The following is a 16488-nucleotide window of genomic DNA, read 5'->3' as shown; positions in this document are numbered from 1 at the left end:
TGATCAAGTCAGGCCGTTTTGTGTTGCGCTGTATTGCCGGTTACCACGTGGACAATACGCAACGGACCGCTTACTTCAGAACGGCCAGCGCGGCGTCGTAGTTCGGCTCCTGGCCGATCTCCGGAACCAGCTCGCTGTGCAGGACGTTGTCGTTTTCGTCCAGTACCACCACCGCGCGGGTGGTCAGGCCGACCATCGGGCCGTCGGCGATGGCCACGCCGTAGTTTTCCATGAAGTCAGCGCCACGCATGGTCGACAGGTTCTTCACGTTTTCCAGGCCTTCGGCACCGCAGAAACGCGCCTGGGCGAACGGCAGGTCAGCGGAGATGCACAGGACGACGGCGTTGTTCAGCTCGTTGGCCTGGGCATTGAACTTGCGCACCGAGGTGGCGCAGGTCGGGGTATCGACGCTTGGGAAGATGTTCAGCACCTTGCGCTTGCCGGCGAAGGTTTCCAGGGTCACGTCAGCCAGATCGCCGCCGACCAGTTTGAAGGCAGGCGCCTTGCTGCCGACCTTTGGCAACTCGCCACTGATCTGTACCGGGGAGCCTCTACGAGTCACTTGAGCCATGAGCTGAGTCCTTATTCTGAGGTTGCAGTTCTGAGAATGCTGCGGGTTTGTTGCAGGTGGTGAAGCCAAGGACGGAAGTTAACCACGAAACCGCCGGGCGACCTACCGCTGTACATGAATTTGTTTGTCAGCCTGTGCGCTCTGTCTCGGGCCTGTCGATAAGGCCGGGGCGTGAACACAGCTCCACCAGCCAGTCGACGAACACCCTCACCCGCCGTGACATTTGCCGGTGCGCCGGGTACAGCGCGGTCAGGGCCAGGGTCGGCTGCGGCACGTCTGCCAGCACCTCGACCAGCTCACCCCGGCGCAATGGCCCGGCCGCGTGGTAGTACGGCGTCTGCACGAGACCGTAACCCGCCTTGCAGGCCGCCAGATAACCATCGGCGCTGTTGGTAGCCAGGGTCTTGGCCAGGCTCACCTCCTGGTCCCTGCCCTCTATGACGAATTCCAGGCCGTAACGTTTATTGGTGGTCGTGGAAAAATATTCGATGACCTTGTGATCTTCGAGGTCCACAAGCGTTCGGGGCACGCCAGCTCGCGCCAGATACGCAGGGCTTGCACAGACCACCTGACGCATCTGCGCCAAAGGCCTTGCCACCAACGAATGATCCAGCGGCTGACCGCCCCGAATCACGCAATCGAAGCCTTCGCGAATCAGGTCCACCGGGCGGTCGTTCATGCCCACTTCCAGCTCCAGCCCTGGATAACGCTCAGTGAACTCCGGCAGCGCCGGCATCACGATCAGTCGGCCGACCCCGGCGGGCATGTCCACCCGCAACACGCCCTGAGGCTGCCTGGCCACTGACGAAAACGCTGACTCGGCGTCGTCCAGATCATTGAGCAAGCTCACACAGCGCTGGTAGTAGGCCTGCCCGTCCAGCGTCGGCGTCACTTGCCGGGTGGTGCGCAGCAGCAACTGTACGCCCAAGTAGGCCTCCAGCTGCTTGATCAGAATGGTCACCGATGCACGCGGCATGTGCAGGCTGTCGGCGGCCCTGGCAAAGCCGCCCAGCTCGACGATCCGGGTAAATGCGCGCATGGCATTGAGACGATCCATCAGTGGCTTCCCGCTGATTATTTAGAAATAACCAATAGTGAAAGCATTTTTAGCCGGTTTATCAAGATTCTTCCCAAGGGCAACAATGGGCAGGTCTTAAACACTGAAAAGGAACTCGACATGCAAACCCGTCAACTCGGCAAGAACGGCCCGCAGGTTTCAGCCATGGGCCTTGGCTGCATGGGCATGACTGACTTCTATACCCGGGGCAGCGACACCCGTGAAGCCGTCGCCACGATCCATCGCGCGCTGGAGCTGGGCGTGACCCTGTTCGACACCGCCGACATGTACGGCCCGCACACCAACGAAGAACTGCTCGGCAAGGCGCTGGCCGGCAAACGCGATCAGGCCTTTATCGCCAGCAAGTTCGGTATCGTACGCACGCCCGGCGACGCCGCGGCCCGCAGCGTGAACGGCAGCCCCGAATACATTCGCGCCGCCATCGACGGCACCCTGCAACGGCTGAAGATCGACACCCTGGACCTGTACTACCAGCACCGCATCGATCCGAACATTGCCATCGAGGAATCGGTGGGCGCCTTGGCCGAGCTGGTCAAGGCAGGCAAAGTGCGTTACGTGGGGCTGAGCGAGGCGTCGGCGAAAACCCTGGAGCGCGCACACAAGGTTCATCCGATCGCCGCGCTGCAGACCGAGTACTCGCTGTGGAGCCGCGAGCCCGAAGAAAACGGCGTGCTGGAGACCTGCCGGCGGCTGGGCATCGCTTTTGTGCCGTACAGCCCACTGGGCCGGGGTTTTCTGACCGGCGCCCTGAAAAGCCCGGACGACTTCGCCGCCGACGACTACCGCCGCACCAGCCCGCGCTTTCAGGGCGAAAACTTCGCCAAGAACCTGCTGCTGGTGGAAAAAGTGCAACACATGGCGACCGAGAAAGGCGTCACGGCCGGGCAACTGGCGCTGGCCTGGGTGCTGGCGCAAGGCAATGACGTGATCCCGATTCCGGGGACCAAGCAGCGCAAGTACCTGGAGGAAAACGTGGCGGCGCTGGACGTCAAGCTCAGCCTTGCGGAACTGCAGGCGCTGAAGGATCTGTTCCCGGTGACGGCTGTGGCCGGCGGGCGGTATCCGGAGGCGGCGTTGAAGCTGGTTAACGGCTGATCCACGACTCAGACCCGTAGCAGCGCGGATTGCCGGCGGTCTGGTGCAAAGCGGCAGTAAATCCAGACGACCGGGGCGTGTCAGACATACCGCATTCACAGGTTCGGCTGTTGGAAGATCAAGATCAAAGGCGTTCTTCCTAACGTCAGACCTGTTTCGACTTCGTCGAGTTACTTGGTCCTTTCAAGTAACTCGACGAAGTCGAAACAGGTCTGACGTTAGGAAGAACGCTCTTGATCTTGATCTTGATCCTCACGTCGAAAATACAACCGCGTTGTACCAGACCCACCGCATGCACAGGATTTGCTGCCGCTTCGCCCCAGACCGCCGGCAAGCCGTGCTGCTACGAGGGTGAGATGTACAAACTCAAAAATCCCGCTTGTAGAAGATATCCAGCGAACTGGCCACGCCGCCCGCCGCTTCCAGATACACCTTCTTGCTGAGCATGTAACGCAAGGCAATGGTATTGGCCGGTTCGAACACCCCTACCCCATAGCGCAGGCTGAGCTTGTCGGTGATCTTGCCGCTGGCGACCACCGAGGTCTTGTCGCCACTGCCGGAGGTGTCCAGGTCGAAATCCTTGATGCCAAGGCCCGATGCCAGCTTGCCAGCCGTCCCCGAACTGCCCGCCAGCCCCAGCGCCAGCGCGGCCTGGGCCATCATGTTGTTGTCTTCGCCGTTGGTGCTCAGCGGCCGGCCCAGTACCAGATAGGACAACGCCTGCTCCTGGCTCATGGCCGGTTCCGAGAACACCGTGGTGGTGGGTTGCTCGGCGCTGCCGGTCAGGCGGATACCGGCGATCACGTCGTCGGTCTGGCGAATCGCTTCGATGTCCAGATACGGCTGATCCAGGGGCCCTGCAAACAGCAACCGCGCCTTGCGGATGGTCAGGCGCTGGCCGTAGGCACGGTAGCGACCGTCGTTGAGGTTCAGTTCGCCGCGGGTGTCGAGGTTGTCGCCGATGTGCACATGCCCGGCCAGATTGGCGGTCAGGCCGAAGCCGCTGAAACTGAGCTTGTCCTGACCCACTTCGACGTTAACGTCCATGGCAATGGCCATGGGCGGTTTGCCTTCCGGTGTCTGCGCACCAACGATGACCGTGTCGTCGGAGACCTTGACCGTCGAGGGCGGCAATTGCCGTACAGTGATCTCGCCTCTAGGGATCAGCACCTTGCCGGACACCGCGAGCCGATCATTGAGCAATGTGATTTTCAGATCAGGCGCCGCTTCCAGTTTGGCGTAGGGCTCCACCGTGATCGGCAGGCGCGAGCCCTGCAAGGCGATGTCGACATCCAGCCCCTGAGTCCAGGCGACATGCCCGCCAATGCTGCCCTGCCCGGCGGCGCCGCTGCTCCAGTTGCCCTTGAGTTGCACGTTCTCGCCGGCAATCAATGCCTGCAGGTTGAGCTTTTCCAGGCTGATCGGCAGTTCCGGCCCGGACACCTCGCCGTCGCTCAAGGTCACGTTGCCATTGACCTGCGGCGCCAGCAGGCCGCCGGTAATGCTGCCACTGCCATTGAGCTTGCCGTTGAGTTTTTCCACCATCGGCACGAACGGCCGCGCGACCGAAACGTCCAGCCCGCTGAGGTTGAAATCGCCGTTGACGGTCTTGTTCTTCGCCAGCGGATCGATGCTCAGGCGTGCGATCAAGTCACCCAGCTTGCCGCCGCGGAAATCCAGACTGGTGTCGACTTTTTTCGGTGTCAGGTTGCTGGTCAGGCGCAACGCCTGATACGGGAAATCCAGCCACTGATTCTTGTCCTTGACCCGCAACGTGCCGCCACTGGCGTCGATGACGATCTGGCCCTTGGGCCCGGAGGCTGGAACATCCAGTTGCACATCGGCGTTGAGCAGGCCTTTCCAGGCGAAGTCCTTGGGCAGCCATTGCGCCAGGCTCTCCAGCGGGAACTGCTTGAGGTGATAGCGCAAGCGCGGATCGGGCATCAGGCGCTGGTCTTCGCCGCACAGGCTGGCGTTGCCGGACATCCAACAATGGGCGCCGAAGTTGATCCTGCCGTCGGCCAGCCGCTCCAGCTTTGCCGGTTGTGCAAGCTTCCAGTCCTGTCCGCCGGTCTGCACATCGCCGCTGGCCAGGCGCCCGCGCCAGCTGCCCTTGTCCAGATTGCCATCCAGCGCCAACGCCAGTTTGAGCAGCGGGCCTTGCAGGTCCAGCTTGACCTGCTGACGCTTGATATCGCCTTGGCCGTCGACGGTCAGCGTACCCAGCGCGGTGTCGCCCGCCTGAATGCCGGTGGTCTTGAGTTCAATGTTGGCGCGCTGGGCGCCGTCCAGTCTGGCCGCCAGATTCAGGCTCTGCAGCTTGTTGGTTTCATAGGCCAGTTGCGAGCCCTGCAAACCCAGTTGCCCTTGGGGCGCCTGCAGGGTACCGGCCAGATCGAGGCGGCCTTTGACCTGCCCCTGCAAGCGCGGCCAGAGCTGGCCCAGGCGCGGCAGGTTGATGTCCAGTTGCCCGGCCAGCTTCTGTTGCAGGCTGCCGCTGCCCTGAATGTGGTTGTCGCCCAGGCGGATGTCCAGCGCGCTGAGGTTCCACTTTTCACCGGCACCATCGGCCTTGGTCTGCAACACCGCGGGCTGCCCGCGCAGCCGGCCCTTGAGGTCAAGGTCGGCGTTGAGGTTCAGTTGTTCATTCTTGAAGGTGCCCTTGCTGCGCAGCGGCCCCGCGAGATTGCCCGGCAACTCGGCGACCCAGAACGCAGGATCGATGGCGCTCAGGTCCAGCGCCGTGTCCCAGCCCACGCCATCGGCGAATTGAACATTCAGATGCCCCGTGGCCTTGCCCTGCCCGGCCACCAGCTCCAGTTGCGGCAGGAAGATCTGCTGCAGGTCGCCGCTGAACGGGCTCTGCAGGCTGAACGGGCCGGCCGGGCCCTTGAAGTCGCCCGCAAAGTTGCCCAGGTACTTGCCGTCGGTGTAGGACACTTCGCCCTTGAAGCTGTGAACGCTCACCGCTGGCTCGTCGACCACCGGATAGAGGCGATGCCAGGGGAAATCCAGCCAGTCGACCTTCGCATCGGCGCTCAAGCCTTTCTGCCAGTCCAGGTTGGCGCTGAGTTTCAGCCGCTGTTCGTTGCTGGCGGTCAGGTCCAGCGCGGCGATTTGTGCGCCCTTGGCGTCGACGCGGCCTTGCAGCGCCAGGGTCACCAGGCCTTGCTCGGCGGGCAGCGTCGCATTACCGAGAATCGCGTAACCCTGGGCCAGATCGCCTTTGGCGTTGAGGGTCAGCTTGTTGAGCTGCAGGGTGTCGGGCAGATCGTCGGCGGGCTTGAAGGCGTCGCTGGTGATCGCCACTTCAGCGGGGAGGTTTTCCACCAGCGGCTGCAACTGCCCCACCAGTCGGGCGTCGATGTAGCCACTGGTCTGCGCATTCAAGTTAAGCGTCTTGAGCAGATCACCCGTCACGTCCAGCGTCAGCGACAAGGGCTTGCCGCTGATATCCGGCAGTTTGACCTGCCCTTTGGCGGTCAACGGCCAGTCGGCGAAAGGTTTGAGCAGGCCGTTCAGGTCCACCACGATGTCGTCGCGTTGCGCGTGAACCGAATCAATCTTCAGGCCGTCAGCGGTCCAGTGCGCCGCCAGTTGCAGGTCGCGCACCTGCTCGCTGCCGTCCAGGTGAATGCTGCCGACCTGCACCTGACCCAGCTCGATGGCCAGCGGCAGCTTGAGGTCGGGCAAAGTGATCGGGCCGCTGCTTTCTTCAGCCGCAGAAGGTGCAAAGTGCATGCGCACGTCGCCCGCCTGCAGGGTGTCGATGCACAGCGTCATGCGGGTCAGGCAGGACGGCGACCAGTCGAAGACCGGTGCGTCGACCTCAACCTTGCTGTCGCCGTCCTGCCAGACCAGCGAATCAGCCTGCCAGTGCCCGGCCAGATGCCCCGAGAAGTTTTCCACCTGAACACCCGGCACCCAGCCAAGGACCATGCGGCTGCCCGGTTGCGTCCCCAGAATCAGGCCAACGGCGGCGACCACCAGCAGCAACACTGCCAACAGGGTGATCGCAGTGATGATTGCGATACGTTTGAGCAAGGCCGTACTCGTCACAGTTCAGGTCCCATCGAGAAGTGCAGACGAATACCGCCGTCATCATCCAGTGCATGTGCAAGGTCCAGCCGCAGCGGGCCGACCGGTGAAACCCAGCGTATACCGATGCCGACACCGGTCTTGAGGCTGGGGAAGTCCAGCGAGTTGAACGAGTTGCCCTCGTCGATGAAGGCTGCGATGCGCCATTTCTCGGCGATCGAGTACTGATATTCGGCGCTGCCGGCAACCATGTAGCGGCCGCCGATCTTGTCGCCGTCGGAGTTCTCCGGGGACAGCGACTGGTAGTCATAACCGCGCACGCTCTGGTCGCCACCAGCGAAGAAACGCAGCGACGGCGGAATGGATTTATAGCCGTTGGTGGCAGTGCCGCCGACCTGAATCCGCCCGAGGAGCCGGTGATTCTGGGCGATGGTGGTCAGGCCCTTGACCAGCGCAGTGCCGTGCAACACGTTGGCATCCGAGCCGAGCCCTTCCTTGGCCACTTGCGTGTCGAATTGCAGGCGGTAGCCATTGTGCGGGTCGATGCGGTTGTCGCTGCGCAGATAGGAATAACTGATGCCGGGCATCAGCAGCGTGCTCAAGCCCGAGTCGTTGCCCAGGCGGTATTCCTCACGCTGCCATTTCAGGGAAATCACCCGCTCCCAGCCGCTGGGCAACTTGCTGTGCCACTCCGGCCCCACCGTCAGCAGCTTGCTGAGGCTGTCGGTGTCGGCGATTTCTTCATATTGATAGCCACCGGCGAAGCGCAGTTTGTCGGTGAGCGGCGGGTCCAGCGGGATGTCGTAGAACAGCCCGACGTTCTGCCGCGGCGCCGACAGCTCCGACTCGATGCCATAACTGTGCCCTTGCGGGTTGACCCAGTGCCGCGTCCAGTTGGCCTTGACCCTGGGGCCGACGTCAGTGGAATAGCCGACACCCAGGCCCATGGTGCGGGGCTTGCGGGTCTGCAGTTGCACGTTCACCGGGATGATCTGGCCTTGCGCGTCGGTGGGCGAGGCATCGACGCGCACGCCTTCGAAATAGCCGCTGGACTGCATCGCCTGATTGAGTTCGGCGATCAGCTCGGAATCGTACGGGGTGTTTTCCTTGAACGGCACCATGCGCTTGAGCAGGTCTTCATCGAAGGGCGCATCGCCGCTGAAACTGACCTTGCCCAGGGAAAAGCGCGCGCCGCTGTCGTAGACCAGCTCGATGTCGGCCACCCCGGCACGCGGATCGACCGACAGGCGCTGAGTGACGAAGCGGCCATTGAAAAAGCCGTAGCGCGCGGCCTGGTTCTGGATCAGCTTCTTGGCGTCTTCATAGTTGCCATGGTTGAGCACGGCGCCGGTTTTGAGCGCTTCGCTCTTGGGCACCCTGAACGCCTTGAGCTGGCTGGCCGGGCCTTCGATGCGCACGGTGACATTGCGCAGGTGCACCGGCTCGCCCGCCTGCACGGTGAGGACCAGGTGCAGGTCCTTGTCGATGCGTTTGACCTCGCTGTCGATCTGCGCCTGGTAATAGCCCAGGGCCTGGGCGGCTTTCTGCGCCTGCTCAACGGCGCCCACGCTGAAACGCTCGAGCGCCGGCTCGTCACGCTCGCCGAGGCTGCCCACGTACCCTTCAATGTTGGATTTGAGCTCGGAATTGGACGGTTTTATCTTCACATCCAGCTGCGCATCGGCAAACACCGCGCAGCTGGAAACCATCAGGAGAAAACCACTGGTGAATCGACCGGGAAACTTCATAGGCGCGGATGCTACACGAGCGGCGGGCACTGCTGAAACCCGCAGTAATTGAGAATTAATCCGCGGTCAAGCCATGGAACCCAATGAAACCTGGGGATTGGGGTGAAAAAACACATGCTCTCGGACAGGTCCTACAGCAATTTCACCGATTTCCTCGTACCCCTGTCGCCTGTAGAACTCCAGATAATTGTCATTTCCGGTGTCGAGAACTACGCCCTGAGAATTTTCATCCACCGCGCACCAGTCGTGCAGCGCCTGCAACAGTTGCTCGCCGTAGCGCTGATGCTGAAAATCCCGGCGGATGGCCAAAAGTGGCAGGATATGCACCGCCTCGGACGGCAGGCACGACAACACTGACTCGTGGTACGCCAGATAGCGCTGAGTGGAGCGCAATCCCGCGCTCATCACCATGCGCAGACGCCACACCCAGCTTTCGGTGATGCCCAGCCGGCGCTGCGGCGGCGCAATCAGCGCGACGCCAATCAACCGGTCTTCGATGAACATGCCCAGGGCAGGAAGGTCCTGGCTGAAATGCTGTTTGACCAGCTCGCGAATGGTGGCGCGCACCCGCTGCTCATAGCCGGGACGCTGGGATTCGAACAGGTAGGCGAAGCTGGGTTCTTCAAGATAGGCCTGATACAGCAGGGAGCGGGCTTCTCGGGAATAGCCGCCGTCCAGTTGACGAATGTCGGCAGTGGCATTGGTTGATTCAGGCATTTGCGTCGTCCCTTTCCATGGCCGCCGGAGTCGATCGGCCACCTTACTGATTCCACACCTTCGAGTGGCGGGCTCCCACGACAGTTCCGGCGAGTTTTTTGGGCATTTCCTACAGCGTAGCAGGCAGCCCGCAATCCGAGATTACGCCTCAGCGCTGGCCGTTGACGGCGCGCTCAGCTAGCATCGCTTTTTGTTTTTTGCCAGGACTGCCGTCTATGAAAATTGTTTCTTTCAACATCAACGGCCTGCGCGCCCGTCCGCACCAGTTGGCGGCGCTGATTGAAAAACACCAGCCTGACGTCATCGGCCTGCAGGAAACCAAGGTCTCGGACGACCAGTTCCCGCAAGCGGAAATCGAAGCGCTGGGCTACCACGTTCACTTCCACGGCCAGAAGGGCCATTACGGCGTCGCCCTGCTCTCGCGCCAGGCGCCACTGAGCCTGCACAAAGGTTTCGACACCGATGATGAGGAAGCCCAGCGCCGCTTCATCTGGGGCACGTTCGCTGATCGCAACGGCTTGCCGGTGACGATCATGAACGGCTACTTCCCACAGGGCGAAAGCCGCGATCACCCCACCAAGTTCCCGGCCAAGACCAAGTTCTACGCCGACTTGCAGCAGTTGCTGGAAACCCGCTTCACCAACGATCAGCCGCTGCTGGTGATGGGCGATGTGAATATTTCCCCGGAAGACAGCGACATCGGCATCGGCCCCGACAACGCCAAGCGCTGGCTCAAGACTGGCAAATGCAGCTTCCTGCCCGAAGAACGCGAGTGGATGGCCAAGCTGAAGAACTGGGGCCTGGTGGACAGCTTCCGCCATCTGTATCCGGAAGTGATCGACCAGTTCAGCTGGTTCGACTACCGCAGCCGCGGTTTCGAAGACGAACCCAAGCGCGGCCTGCGCATCGATCTGATCATGGCGTCCCACGGCCTGCAGCCGCGGATCAAGGCCGCAGGCGTGGACTATGAACTGCGCGGGATGGAAAAGCCTTCCGATCATGCGCCGATCTGGCTGGAATTGAGCTGACGCGGCCCTGGCGGCTCTGTAGGAGCGAATTCATTCGCGAATGGCCGGTACATCCGACGCATTTTTGTCGGATGCACGATTGCTTCGCGAATAAATTCGCTCCTACAGAGGGTGATGATCGGCCCACATTCGTCACATACCTGTAACGCCACTGTCTTATTCTCCGGCAACTTTTGTTTACAAGAAGATGCCGCAGATGCAGCGCACCGCTTTTCTCTCCATGGTCATCGCCGCCACCCTGGCAGCAGTGCTTCCGGGATTCTCTCTTGCCTCCCCGCTACCCGCGCCCGCCGACGGCAGCCCCGCCTTGCGCATCCAGGGTTCCAACACCATTGGCGCGCAGCTGGGCCCGGCGCTGGTCATGGGCCTGCTTGGCGAGCAAGGCGCGCGGTCCGTCGCGCAGCAACCCGGCACGCGCCCCAATGAAACCCGCGTCGTGGGCCAACTGCCGTCCGGTGAACAGGTGCATATCGAGATCGCCGCCCACGGCTCCAGCACCGGTTTCAGCGCGCTGAAATCCAACCGCGCGGACCTTGCCGCCTCCTCCCGCCCCATCCGCGACAGCGAAGTCACTGAACTGGCGGCGCTGGGCAACCTGCACAACCCCAAGGCCGAACAAGTGATCGCCATCGACGGCGTGGCGGTGATCCTCAACCCGGCCAACCCCGTGCGCGAGCTGACCACCGCCCATCTGGCCGGGATCTTTTCCGGAGCGATTCACGATTGGGAACAAGTCGGAGGCACCGGCGGCGCGATTCATCTCTATGCCCGGGATCAGCAGTCCGGCACCTTCGACACCTTCTTCGAGCTGGTGCTGGCCAAGTTCGGCAAGGCCCTGGACCCTGACGCCAAACGTTTCGAGTCCAGCGAAGAACTGTCCGACCAGGTCAGCCGTGACCGTCAAGGCATCGGTTTCATCGGCCTGCCCTACGTGCGCAAGGCGCGAGCGGTGGCGATCATCGACGGGGATTCCAAGCCGATGCTGCCGACCATCAGCCTGATCGCCACCGAGGACTACCCGCTTTCCCGCCGCCTGTACTTCTATCTGCCGCCCGACAGCCAGCAGCGCTGGGCCAAGGCGCTGGTGCGCTTTGCCCAGAGCCCGCAAGGCCAGTCGATCGTGGCGCAGAACGGATTCGTCGCGCAGACGGTGCAAGCGGTCAAGGTGCGCCCGACCCAGGAAATGCCCGTGCAGTATCAGGAACTGACCCGCGAGGCCGAGCGGCTGTCGGTGAACTTCCGCTTCGCCCAGGGCAGCGCCACGCTGGACTCAAAGGCCCGGCTGGATATCAAGCGCGTGGTCGAATACCTGAAATCCCACGACAAGCTCAATCAGAAGGTCACGCTGGTGGGCTTCGGCGATGCCAAGAGCGACCCGGCCCGGGCGCAGCTGCTGTCGAAACTGCGCGCCATGGCCGTACGCCGGGAATTGCTGAAAAGCCAGGTGATCCTGCGCGATGTGCAGGGATTGGGCGATGAAATGCCGGTGGCGACCAATGAAGTCGACGAGGGCCGGATCAAGAACCGGCGGGTCGAGGTGTGGGTGGAGTGATAACCGCCCTGACAGCCGAAAATTTTGATCGTGGGAGTGAGCTTGCTCACGAATGCCCAGTCAAACCGACACATTCGCATGACTGAACCACCTTCGTGAGCAAGCTCACTCCCACATGTCACCTACCCACCGTATCTGTATCAACGATGCTCGCTGCGCATCATCTCCTTGGGCACATATTTGCCCACTTCATACTTGCCGATCGCCGCCCGATGCACCTCGTCCGGCCCGTCCGCCAGGCGCAGGGTACGCTGCATCGCGTACATGTAGGCCAGCGGGAAATCGCCGCTGACGCCGGCGCCGCCGTGGATCTGGATCGCCCGGTCGATCACCCGCAACGCGACGTTGGGCGCGACCACCTTGATCTGGGCGATTTCGCTCTTGGCGACCTTGTTGCCGACAGTGTCCATCATGTACGCGGCCTTGAGGGTCAGCAGCCGGGCCATGTCGATTTCCATGCGAGAATCGGCAATCTTGTCGATATTGCCGCCCAAACGCGCCAAAGGTCGGCCAAACGCCGTACGCTGCACCGAACGTTTGCACATCAGTTCCAGCGCACGTTCGGCCATGCCGATCGAACGCATGCAGTGGTGAATCCGCCCCGGCCCCAGGCGGCCCTGAGCGATCTCAAAGCCCCGCCCTTCGCCCAGCAGCACGTTCTCGTAAGGCACGCGCACGTTCTCGAACAGCACCTCGGCGTGGCCGTGGGGCGCGTCGTCGTAACCGAACACCGGCAACGGCCGCACGATCTTCACGCCCGGCGTATCAGTAGGCACCAGAATCATCGAATGCTGCTGATGGCGCGGGCCGTCCGGGTTGCTCAGGCCCATGAAAATCATGATCTTGCAGCGCGGATCGCAGGCACCGGAAGTCCACCATTTACGGCCGTTGATCACCCACTGGTCGCCGTCGCGCACCGCGCGGGCTGCCATGTTGGTGGCGTCGGACGACGCAACGTCGGGCTCGGTCATGGCGAACGCCGAACGGATCTCGCCGCGCAGCAAAGGCTCAAGCCACTGCTGCTTCTGCGCTTCGCTGGCGTAGCGCACCAGCACCTCCATGTTGCCGGTGTCCGGCGCCGAGCAGTTGAACGGCTCAGGCCCCAGCAGCGAGCGACCCATGATTTCCGCCAGCGGCGCGTATTCCAGGTTGGTCAGCCCGGCCCCCAGTTCCGACTCGGGCAGGAAAAGGTTCCACAAGCCCTCGGCCTTGGCCCGGGCCTTGAGCTCTTCCATGATCGCGGTGGGCTGCCAGCGATCCCCCTCGGCCACCTGGCGCTCGAACACCGCCTCTGCGGGATAGACGTAAGCGTCCATGAACGCGGTGACGCGCTCGCGCAGTTCCTGGACCTTGGGGGAGTAAGCGAAATCCATGGGCAGCTACCTTCCGATGAGGTGTTTTCAAGACATGAGCGGATGCTAGATCACGCCTCTCTATTTATCTAACCTATTCTCGGCGTGTATAAACATTCATCACCGATATATGATCGGCGAATGGTCGAGCAGCAAGACTCGAAAAAACCGACAACAAAAATCCGCAGGGGGCGCGCAGCAATGAATCTGAGCAAGGTCGATCTCAACCTCTTCATCGTGTTCGATGCCATCTACACCGAGGCCAACCTGACCCGCGCCGGACAGATCGTCGGCATCACCCAGCCTGCGGTGTCCAACGCACTGGCGCGGCTGCGTGAAACCTTCAACGACCCGCTGTTCGTGCGCACCGCCCAGGGCATGGTGCCCACGCCCATGGCGCAGAACATCATCGGGCCGGTGCGCAACGCCCTGTCGTTGCTGCGGGTGTCGGTGCAGGAAAGCCGCATCTTCAACCCGCTGCAGGCGATCAAGAACTACCGCATCAGCATGACCGACCTCACCGAAGCGGTGATTCTGCCCGTGCTGTTCCAGCGCCTGCGCCGCCTGGCACCGGCGGTGACCATCGAGAGTTTTCTGTCCCGACGCCGGGAAACCACCAAGGAACTGGCAGCCGGCCGCCTGGACTTTGCCGTGGACGCACCGCTTAACACCGACCCGCAGGTGCGCCACGTCAAGCTGATGGAAGACCAGTACGTCTGCGCCATGCGCAAGGGCCACCCCTTGGCGCAGAAGCAGAGCATCACCCTGGACGATTACCTGGGCGTAGCGCATATCCATATTTCCAGCCGCCGCAGCGGCCTGGGCTATGTCGACCTGTCACTGGGCAAGATGGGCATCCAGCGCAAGATCGCCCTGCGCTCCCAGCATTACCTGATGGCCTCGCAGGTGCTGCAACAGACCGACATGGTCATGACCGTGCCCGAGCGCTTCGCCCGGCGCAACGACCTGCATTTCGTCTACCTGCCAGTCAACGACGTACCCACCGTGGAAACCCATTTGTACTGGCACGAGAGCACCGACCAGGACCCGGCCAACCGCTGGATGCGCGAGCAGATCATCGAGCTGTGCCAGTTGGTGACGGCGCAGGAACGCAAAGCTGAGAAAGCACTTTAAGAAATACATAATCGTTATAAATCAGATATTTAACTCATATTTATAAAGTTATTTATTGCAATACCTCATGTAATTTCGAGGATAGAGCCCGATCCTGTAGGAGCGAATTCATTCGCGATTGGCCGGTACATCCGACATATCAGTGTCAGCTGCACCATCGTTCGCGAATGAATTCGCTCCTACAGATCCGCCATCTCGAACGTTTGCCTTGACGTTAACGTCAACCTCGCCGTAGCTTAGCCCGAAGCACCCTTCTTCGAGCTATCCATGAGCCATCCCACCTACAGCATTTCCGATCTGGCCCGCGAGCTGGACATCACCACCCGCACCATTCGTTTCTATGAAGAGCAAGGCATGCTCAGCCCTGAGCGCCGAGGCCTGGAACGCATCTACTCGGCCAAGGACAAGGTCACCCTCAAGCTTATCCTGCGCGGCAAGCGCATCGGTTTTTCCCTGGCCGAATGCCGCGACCTGATCGGCCTGTATGACCCGACCGGGGATAACCAGAAGCAGTTGACCACCATGCTGCAGAAGATCGCCGAACGCCGGGCGCAGCTGGATCAGCAGTTGCTGGATATTCAACAGATGCAGCTGGAACTGGATACCGCTGAAGAGCGTTGCAAGCTGGCATTAGGTAGCGCGATTTAACGCTGTAGCAGCACGGCCTGCCGGCGGGAACAGTCGCACTGTCACCATCGCCCTTGAGATCGTCCCGCGGGCAAGCCCGGCTGCTACGGGAACGTGTTTGGCCATCAACGAATAAAAGGAGCACCGCCATGTCCCTCCCGCAACACGTTCGCCTGGTCGAGGTCGGCCCCAGGGATGGGCTGCAGAACGAATCGCAGCCCATCAGCGTGGCGGACAAGATTCGTTTGGTGCACGACCTGACCGACGCCGGCGTTCGCTACATCGAGGCCGGCAGTTTCGTTTCGCCCAAGTGGGTGCCCCAAATGGCCGGATCAGCCGAGGTGTTCGCCGGTATCCAGCGCGTGGACGGCGTGACCTACGCCGCCCTGGCACCCAACCTGCGCGGTTTCGAGGATGCGCTGGCCGCAGGCGTGCGTGAAGTCGCGGTGTTTGCCGCAGCGTCCGAGGCATTTTCCCAGCGCAACATCAACTGCTCGATCAGCGAAAGCCTGGATCGCTTCCGGCCGCTCATGGAAGCCGCGCGCCTGCACGGGGTGCAGGTACGTGGCTATGTATCCTGCGTGCTCGGCTGCCCGTACGAAGGCGTGGTGGCACCGCAACAGGTGGCCGCAGTGGCCAGCGAACTGTTCGCCATGGGCTGTTACGAAGTGTCACTGGGGGACACCATCGGCACCGGCACACCGGGCGCCACCCGGCAGCTGTTCGAGGCAGTCGCCGCACAGGTCCCTCGCGAGCGGTTGGCCGGGCATTTTCACGATACCTACGGCCAGGCGCTGGCAAACATTTACGCAGGCCTCCTGGAAGGCATCCAGACCTTCGACAGCTCGGTGGCCGGGCTGGGCGGCTGCCCCTATGCCAAAGGCGCCAGCGGCAACGTCGCCAGTGAAGACGTGCTGTACATGCTCGACGGGCTGGGCATCGAGACCGGCATTGATCTGAACAAACTGATCCACGCCGGCCAGCGCATCAGCCAGGTGCTGGGGCGCGCCACTGGCTCGCGGGTGGCACGAGCTTTTCAAAAAGAGCCGCGTTTGTCGGGCTGATGTGCGACAACTTGTCACAGAGTGTTACCCTGTTCGGCAATGAGGTGCTGGAAACGGGTAACACGGAAACACCCAGACATGATTCTTGCGGTTGGCCAAATCCCTGATTTCCCGCAAAGCCCCGGTTTCCGGGAACCTGAAAAAGTTGGCATGGCATCTGCTATGTCTTACGTACAACAAAAATAAAAAATCGTAGCAAACCAATAAAAACAAGACGTACCGGCTCTGATATAACAAGAACAATACGGACAGAGGCGCAGCTAACTGATTTTTTTGGAGTGGATCGCTTTGTGAGGCCCAGGCCTCTCACCCGGACAGAGAACAATAAAACTGCCAGCAGGCAGCGACCTACCGGATGAATCGCACGATCGAAGCAGTATCAGCGCTCAAAAAAATACGTTTGCTCTTGGCCCCGGATGGGGGCCGCTCAAAAAAGCAAAAAAGGTCTGGCCACCAAAAACAACAACAGGCCGCCTAAAAACAA

General features: G+C 61.6%; 12 protein-coding genes. 6 read left to right on the top strand and 6 right to left on the bottom strand.

Annotated elements, in window-relative coordinates; translation table 11 throughout:
- Positions 1 to 70: 70 nt before the first annotated feature.
- Both tpx and AC1MEK_RS10065 read right to left on the bottom strand, forming a co-directional pair.
- A complete protein-coding gene (gene tpx / locus AC1MEK_RS10070; RefSeq protein ID WP_480396124.1) occupies positions 71 to 571 on the bottom strand; it encodes a thiol peroxidase in 501 nt (166 codons plus the stop codon).
- A gap of 127 nt (positions 572 to 698) precedes the next feature.
- Positions 699 to 1628: a LysR family transcriptional regulator gene (locus AC1MEK_RS10065; protein WP_480396123.1), complete on the bottom strand. Its 930-nt coding sequence runs from the start codon at positions 1626 to 1628 to the stop codon at positions 699 to 701.
- Positions 1629 to 1748: 120 nt separating this feature from the next.
- Here AC1MEK_RS10065 and AC1MEK_RS10060 point away from each other — a divergent pair, with 120 nt between their 5' ends.
- Entirely contained in the window at positions 1749 to 2744 is a 996-nt protein-coding gene (locus AC1MEK_RS10060) for an aldo/keto reductase (protein WP_480396122.1), read from the top strand.
- Between the two features lie 366 nt (positions 2745 to 3110).
- On the opposite strand, the gene AC1MEK_RS10055 is transcribed toward AC1MEK_RS10060, so the two are convergent.
- The 3 genes from AC1MEK_RS10055 to AC1MEK_RS10045 form a co-directional block, all read right to left on the bottom strand.
- Positions 3111 to 6788, bottom strand: a complete 3678-nt coding sequence (locus tag AC1MEK_RS10055; RefSeq protein ID WP_480396121.1) for a translocation/assembly module TamB domain-containing protein — start codon at positions 6786 to 6788, stop codon at positions 3111 to 3113.
- Between the two features lie 11 nt (positions 6789 to 6799).
- Positions 6800 to 8530: an autotransporter assembly complex protein TamA gene (locus AC1MEK_RS10050; protein WP_480396120.1), complete on the bottom strand. Its 1731-nt coding sequence runs from the start codon at positions 8528 to 8530 to the stop codon at positions 6800 to 6802.
- Between the two features lie 66 nt (positions 8531 to 8596).
- On the bottom strand, positions 8597 to 9247 hold the full coding sequence (locus AC1MEK_RS10045; RefSeq protein WP_480396119.1) for a GNAT family N-acetyltransferase: 651 nt from the start codon (positions 9245 to 9247) through the stop codon (positions 8597 to 8599).
- A gap of 215 nt (positions 9248 to 9462) precedes the next feature.
- Here AC1MEK_RS10045 and xthA point away from each other — a divergent pair, with 215 nt between their 5' ends.
- Positions 9463 to 10275, top strand: coding sequence for an exodeoxyribonuclease III (gene xthA, locus AC1MEK_RS10040; RefSeq protein ID WP_480396118.1), 813 nt, complete (start codon positions 9463 to 9465; stop codon positions 10273 to 10275).
- Positions 10276 to 10471: 196 nt separating this feature from the next.
- Complete coding sequence (locus AC1MEK_RS10035) at positions 10472 to 11827, top strand: substrate-binding domain-containing protein (protein WP_480396117.1); 1356 nt, start codon at positions 10472 to 10474, stop codon at positions 11825 to 11827.
- Positions 11828 to 11967: 140 nt separating this feature from the next.
- Here the strand turns inward: AC1MEK_RS10035 and AC1MEK_RS10030 are convergent, their stop codons facing one another.
- On the bottom strand, positions 11968 to 13200 hold the full coding sequence (locus AC1MEK_RS10030; RefSeq protein WP_480396116.1) for an acyl-CoA dehydrogenase: 1233 nt from the start codon (positions 13198 to 13200) through the stop codon (positions 11968 to 11970).
- A 180-nt stretch (positions 13201 to 13380) separates the two neighbouring features.
- Between AC1MEK_RS10030 and AC1MEK_RS10025 the strand changes: the two genes are divergently transcribed.
- The 3 genes from AC1MEK_RS10025 to AC1MEK_RS10015 all read left to right on the top strand — a co-directional run bounded on the left by AC1MEK_RS10025 (position 13381) and on the right by AC1MEK_RS10015 (position 16004).
- On the top strand, positions 13381 to 14313 hold the full coding sequence (locus tag AC1MEK_RS10025) for a LysR family transcriptional regulator (protein ID WP_480396115.1): 933 nt from the start codon (positions 13381 to 13383) through the stop codon (positions 14311 to 14313).
- 267 nt (positions 14314 to 14580) lie between these two features.
- Entirely contained in the window at positions 14581 to 14961 is a 381-nt protein-coding gene (locus AC1MEK_RS10020; RefSeq protein WP_480396114.1) for a MerR family transcriptional regulator, read from the top strand.
- A 128-nt stretch (positions 14962 to 15089) separates the two neighbouring features.
- Positions 15090 to 16004 carry a hydroxymethylglutaryl-CoA lyase gene (locus AC1MEK_RS10015; RefSeq protein WP_480396113.1) on the top strand — a complete coding sequence of 305 codons (915 nt, stop codon included), beginning with the start codon at positions 15090 to 15092 and terminating at the stop codon, positions 16002 to 16004.
- Positions 16005 to 16488: the final 484 nt, after the last annotated feature.

The organism is Pseudomonas sp. 2, assembly GCF_056627435.1.
Note: the sequence above shows the minus strand (reverse complement) of the source record. Positions and strands in the feature narration are given on the sequence as shown.

What these genes read in the sequence shown, in the direction of transcription:
- tpx (WP_480396124.1), bottom strand. Translation starts at nt 571, where the DNA reads ATGGCTCAAGTGACTCGTAGAGGCTCCCCGGTACAGATCAGTGGCGAG.
- AC1MEK_RS10065 (WP_480396123.1), bottom strand. Translation starts at nt 1,628, where the DNA reads ATGGATCGTCTCAATGCCATGCGCGCATTTACCCGGATCGTCGAGCTG.
- AC1MEK_RS10060 (WP_480396122.1), top strand. Translation starts at nt 1,749, where the DNA reads ATGCAAACCCGTCAACTCGGCAAGAACGGCCCGCAGGTTTCAGCCATG.
- AC1MEK_RS10050 (WP_480396120.1), bottom strand. Translation starts at nt 8,530, where the DNA reads ATGAAGTTTCCCGGTCGATTCACCAGTGGTTTTCTCCTGATGGTTTCC.
- AC1MEK_RS10045 (WP_480396119.1), bottom strand. Translation starts at nt 9,247, where the DNA reads ATGCCTGAATCAACCAATGCCACTGCCGACATTCGTCAACTGGACGGC.
- xthA (WP_480396118.1), top strand. Translation starts at nt 9,463, where the DNA reads ATGAAAATTGTTTCTTTCAACATCAACGGCCTGCGCGCCCGTCCGCAC.
- AC1MEK_RS10035 (WP_480396117.1), top strand. Translation starts at nt 10,472, where the DNA reads ATGCAGCGCACCGCTTTTCTCTCCATGGTCATCGCCGCCACCCTGGCA.
- AC1MEK_RS10030 (WP_480396116.1), bottom strand. Translation starts at nt 13,200, where the DNA reads ATGGATTTCGCTTACTCCCCCAAGGTCCAGGAACTGCGCGAGCGCGTC.
- AC1MEK_RS10025 (WP_480396115.1), top strand. Translation starts at nt 13,381, where the DNA reads ATGAATCTGAGCAAGGTCGATCTCAACCTCTTCATCGTGTTCGATGCC.
- AC1MEK_RS10020 (WP_480396114.1), top strand. Translation starts at nt 14,581, where the DNA reads ATGAGCCATCCCACCTACAGCATTTCCGATCTGGCCCGCGAGCTGGAC.
- AC1MEK_RS10015 (WP_480396113.1), top strand. Translation starts at nt 15,090, where the DNA reads ATGTCCCTCCCGCAACACGTTCGCCTGGTCGAGGTCGGCCCCAGGGAT.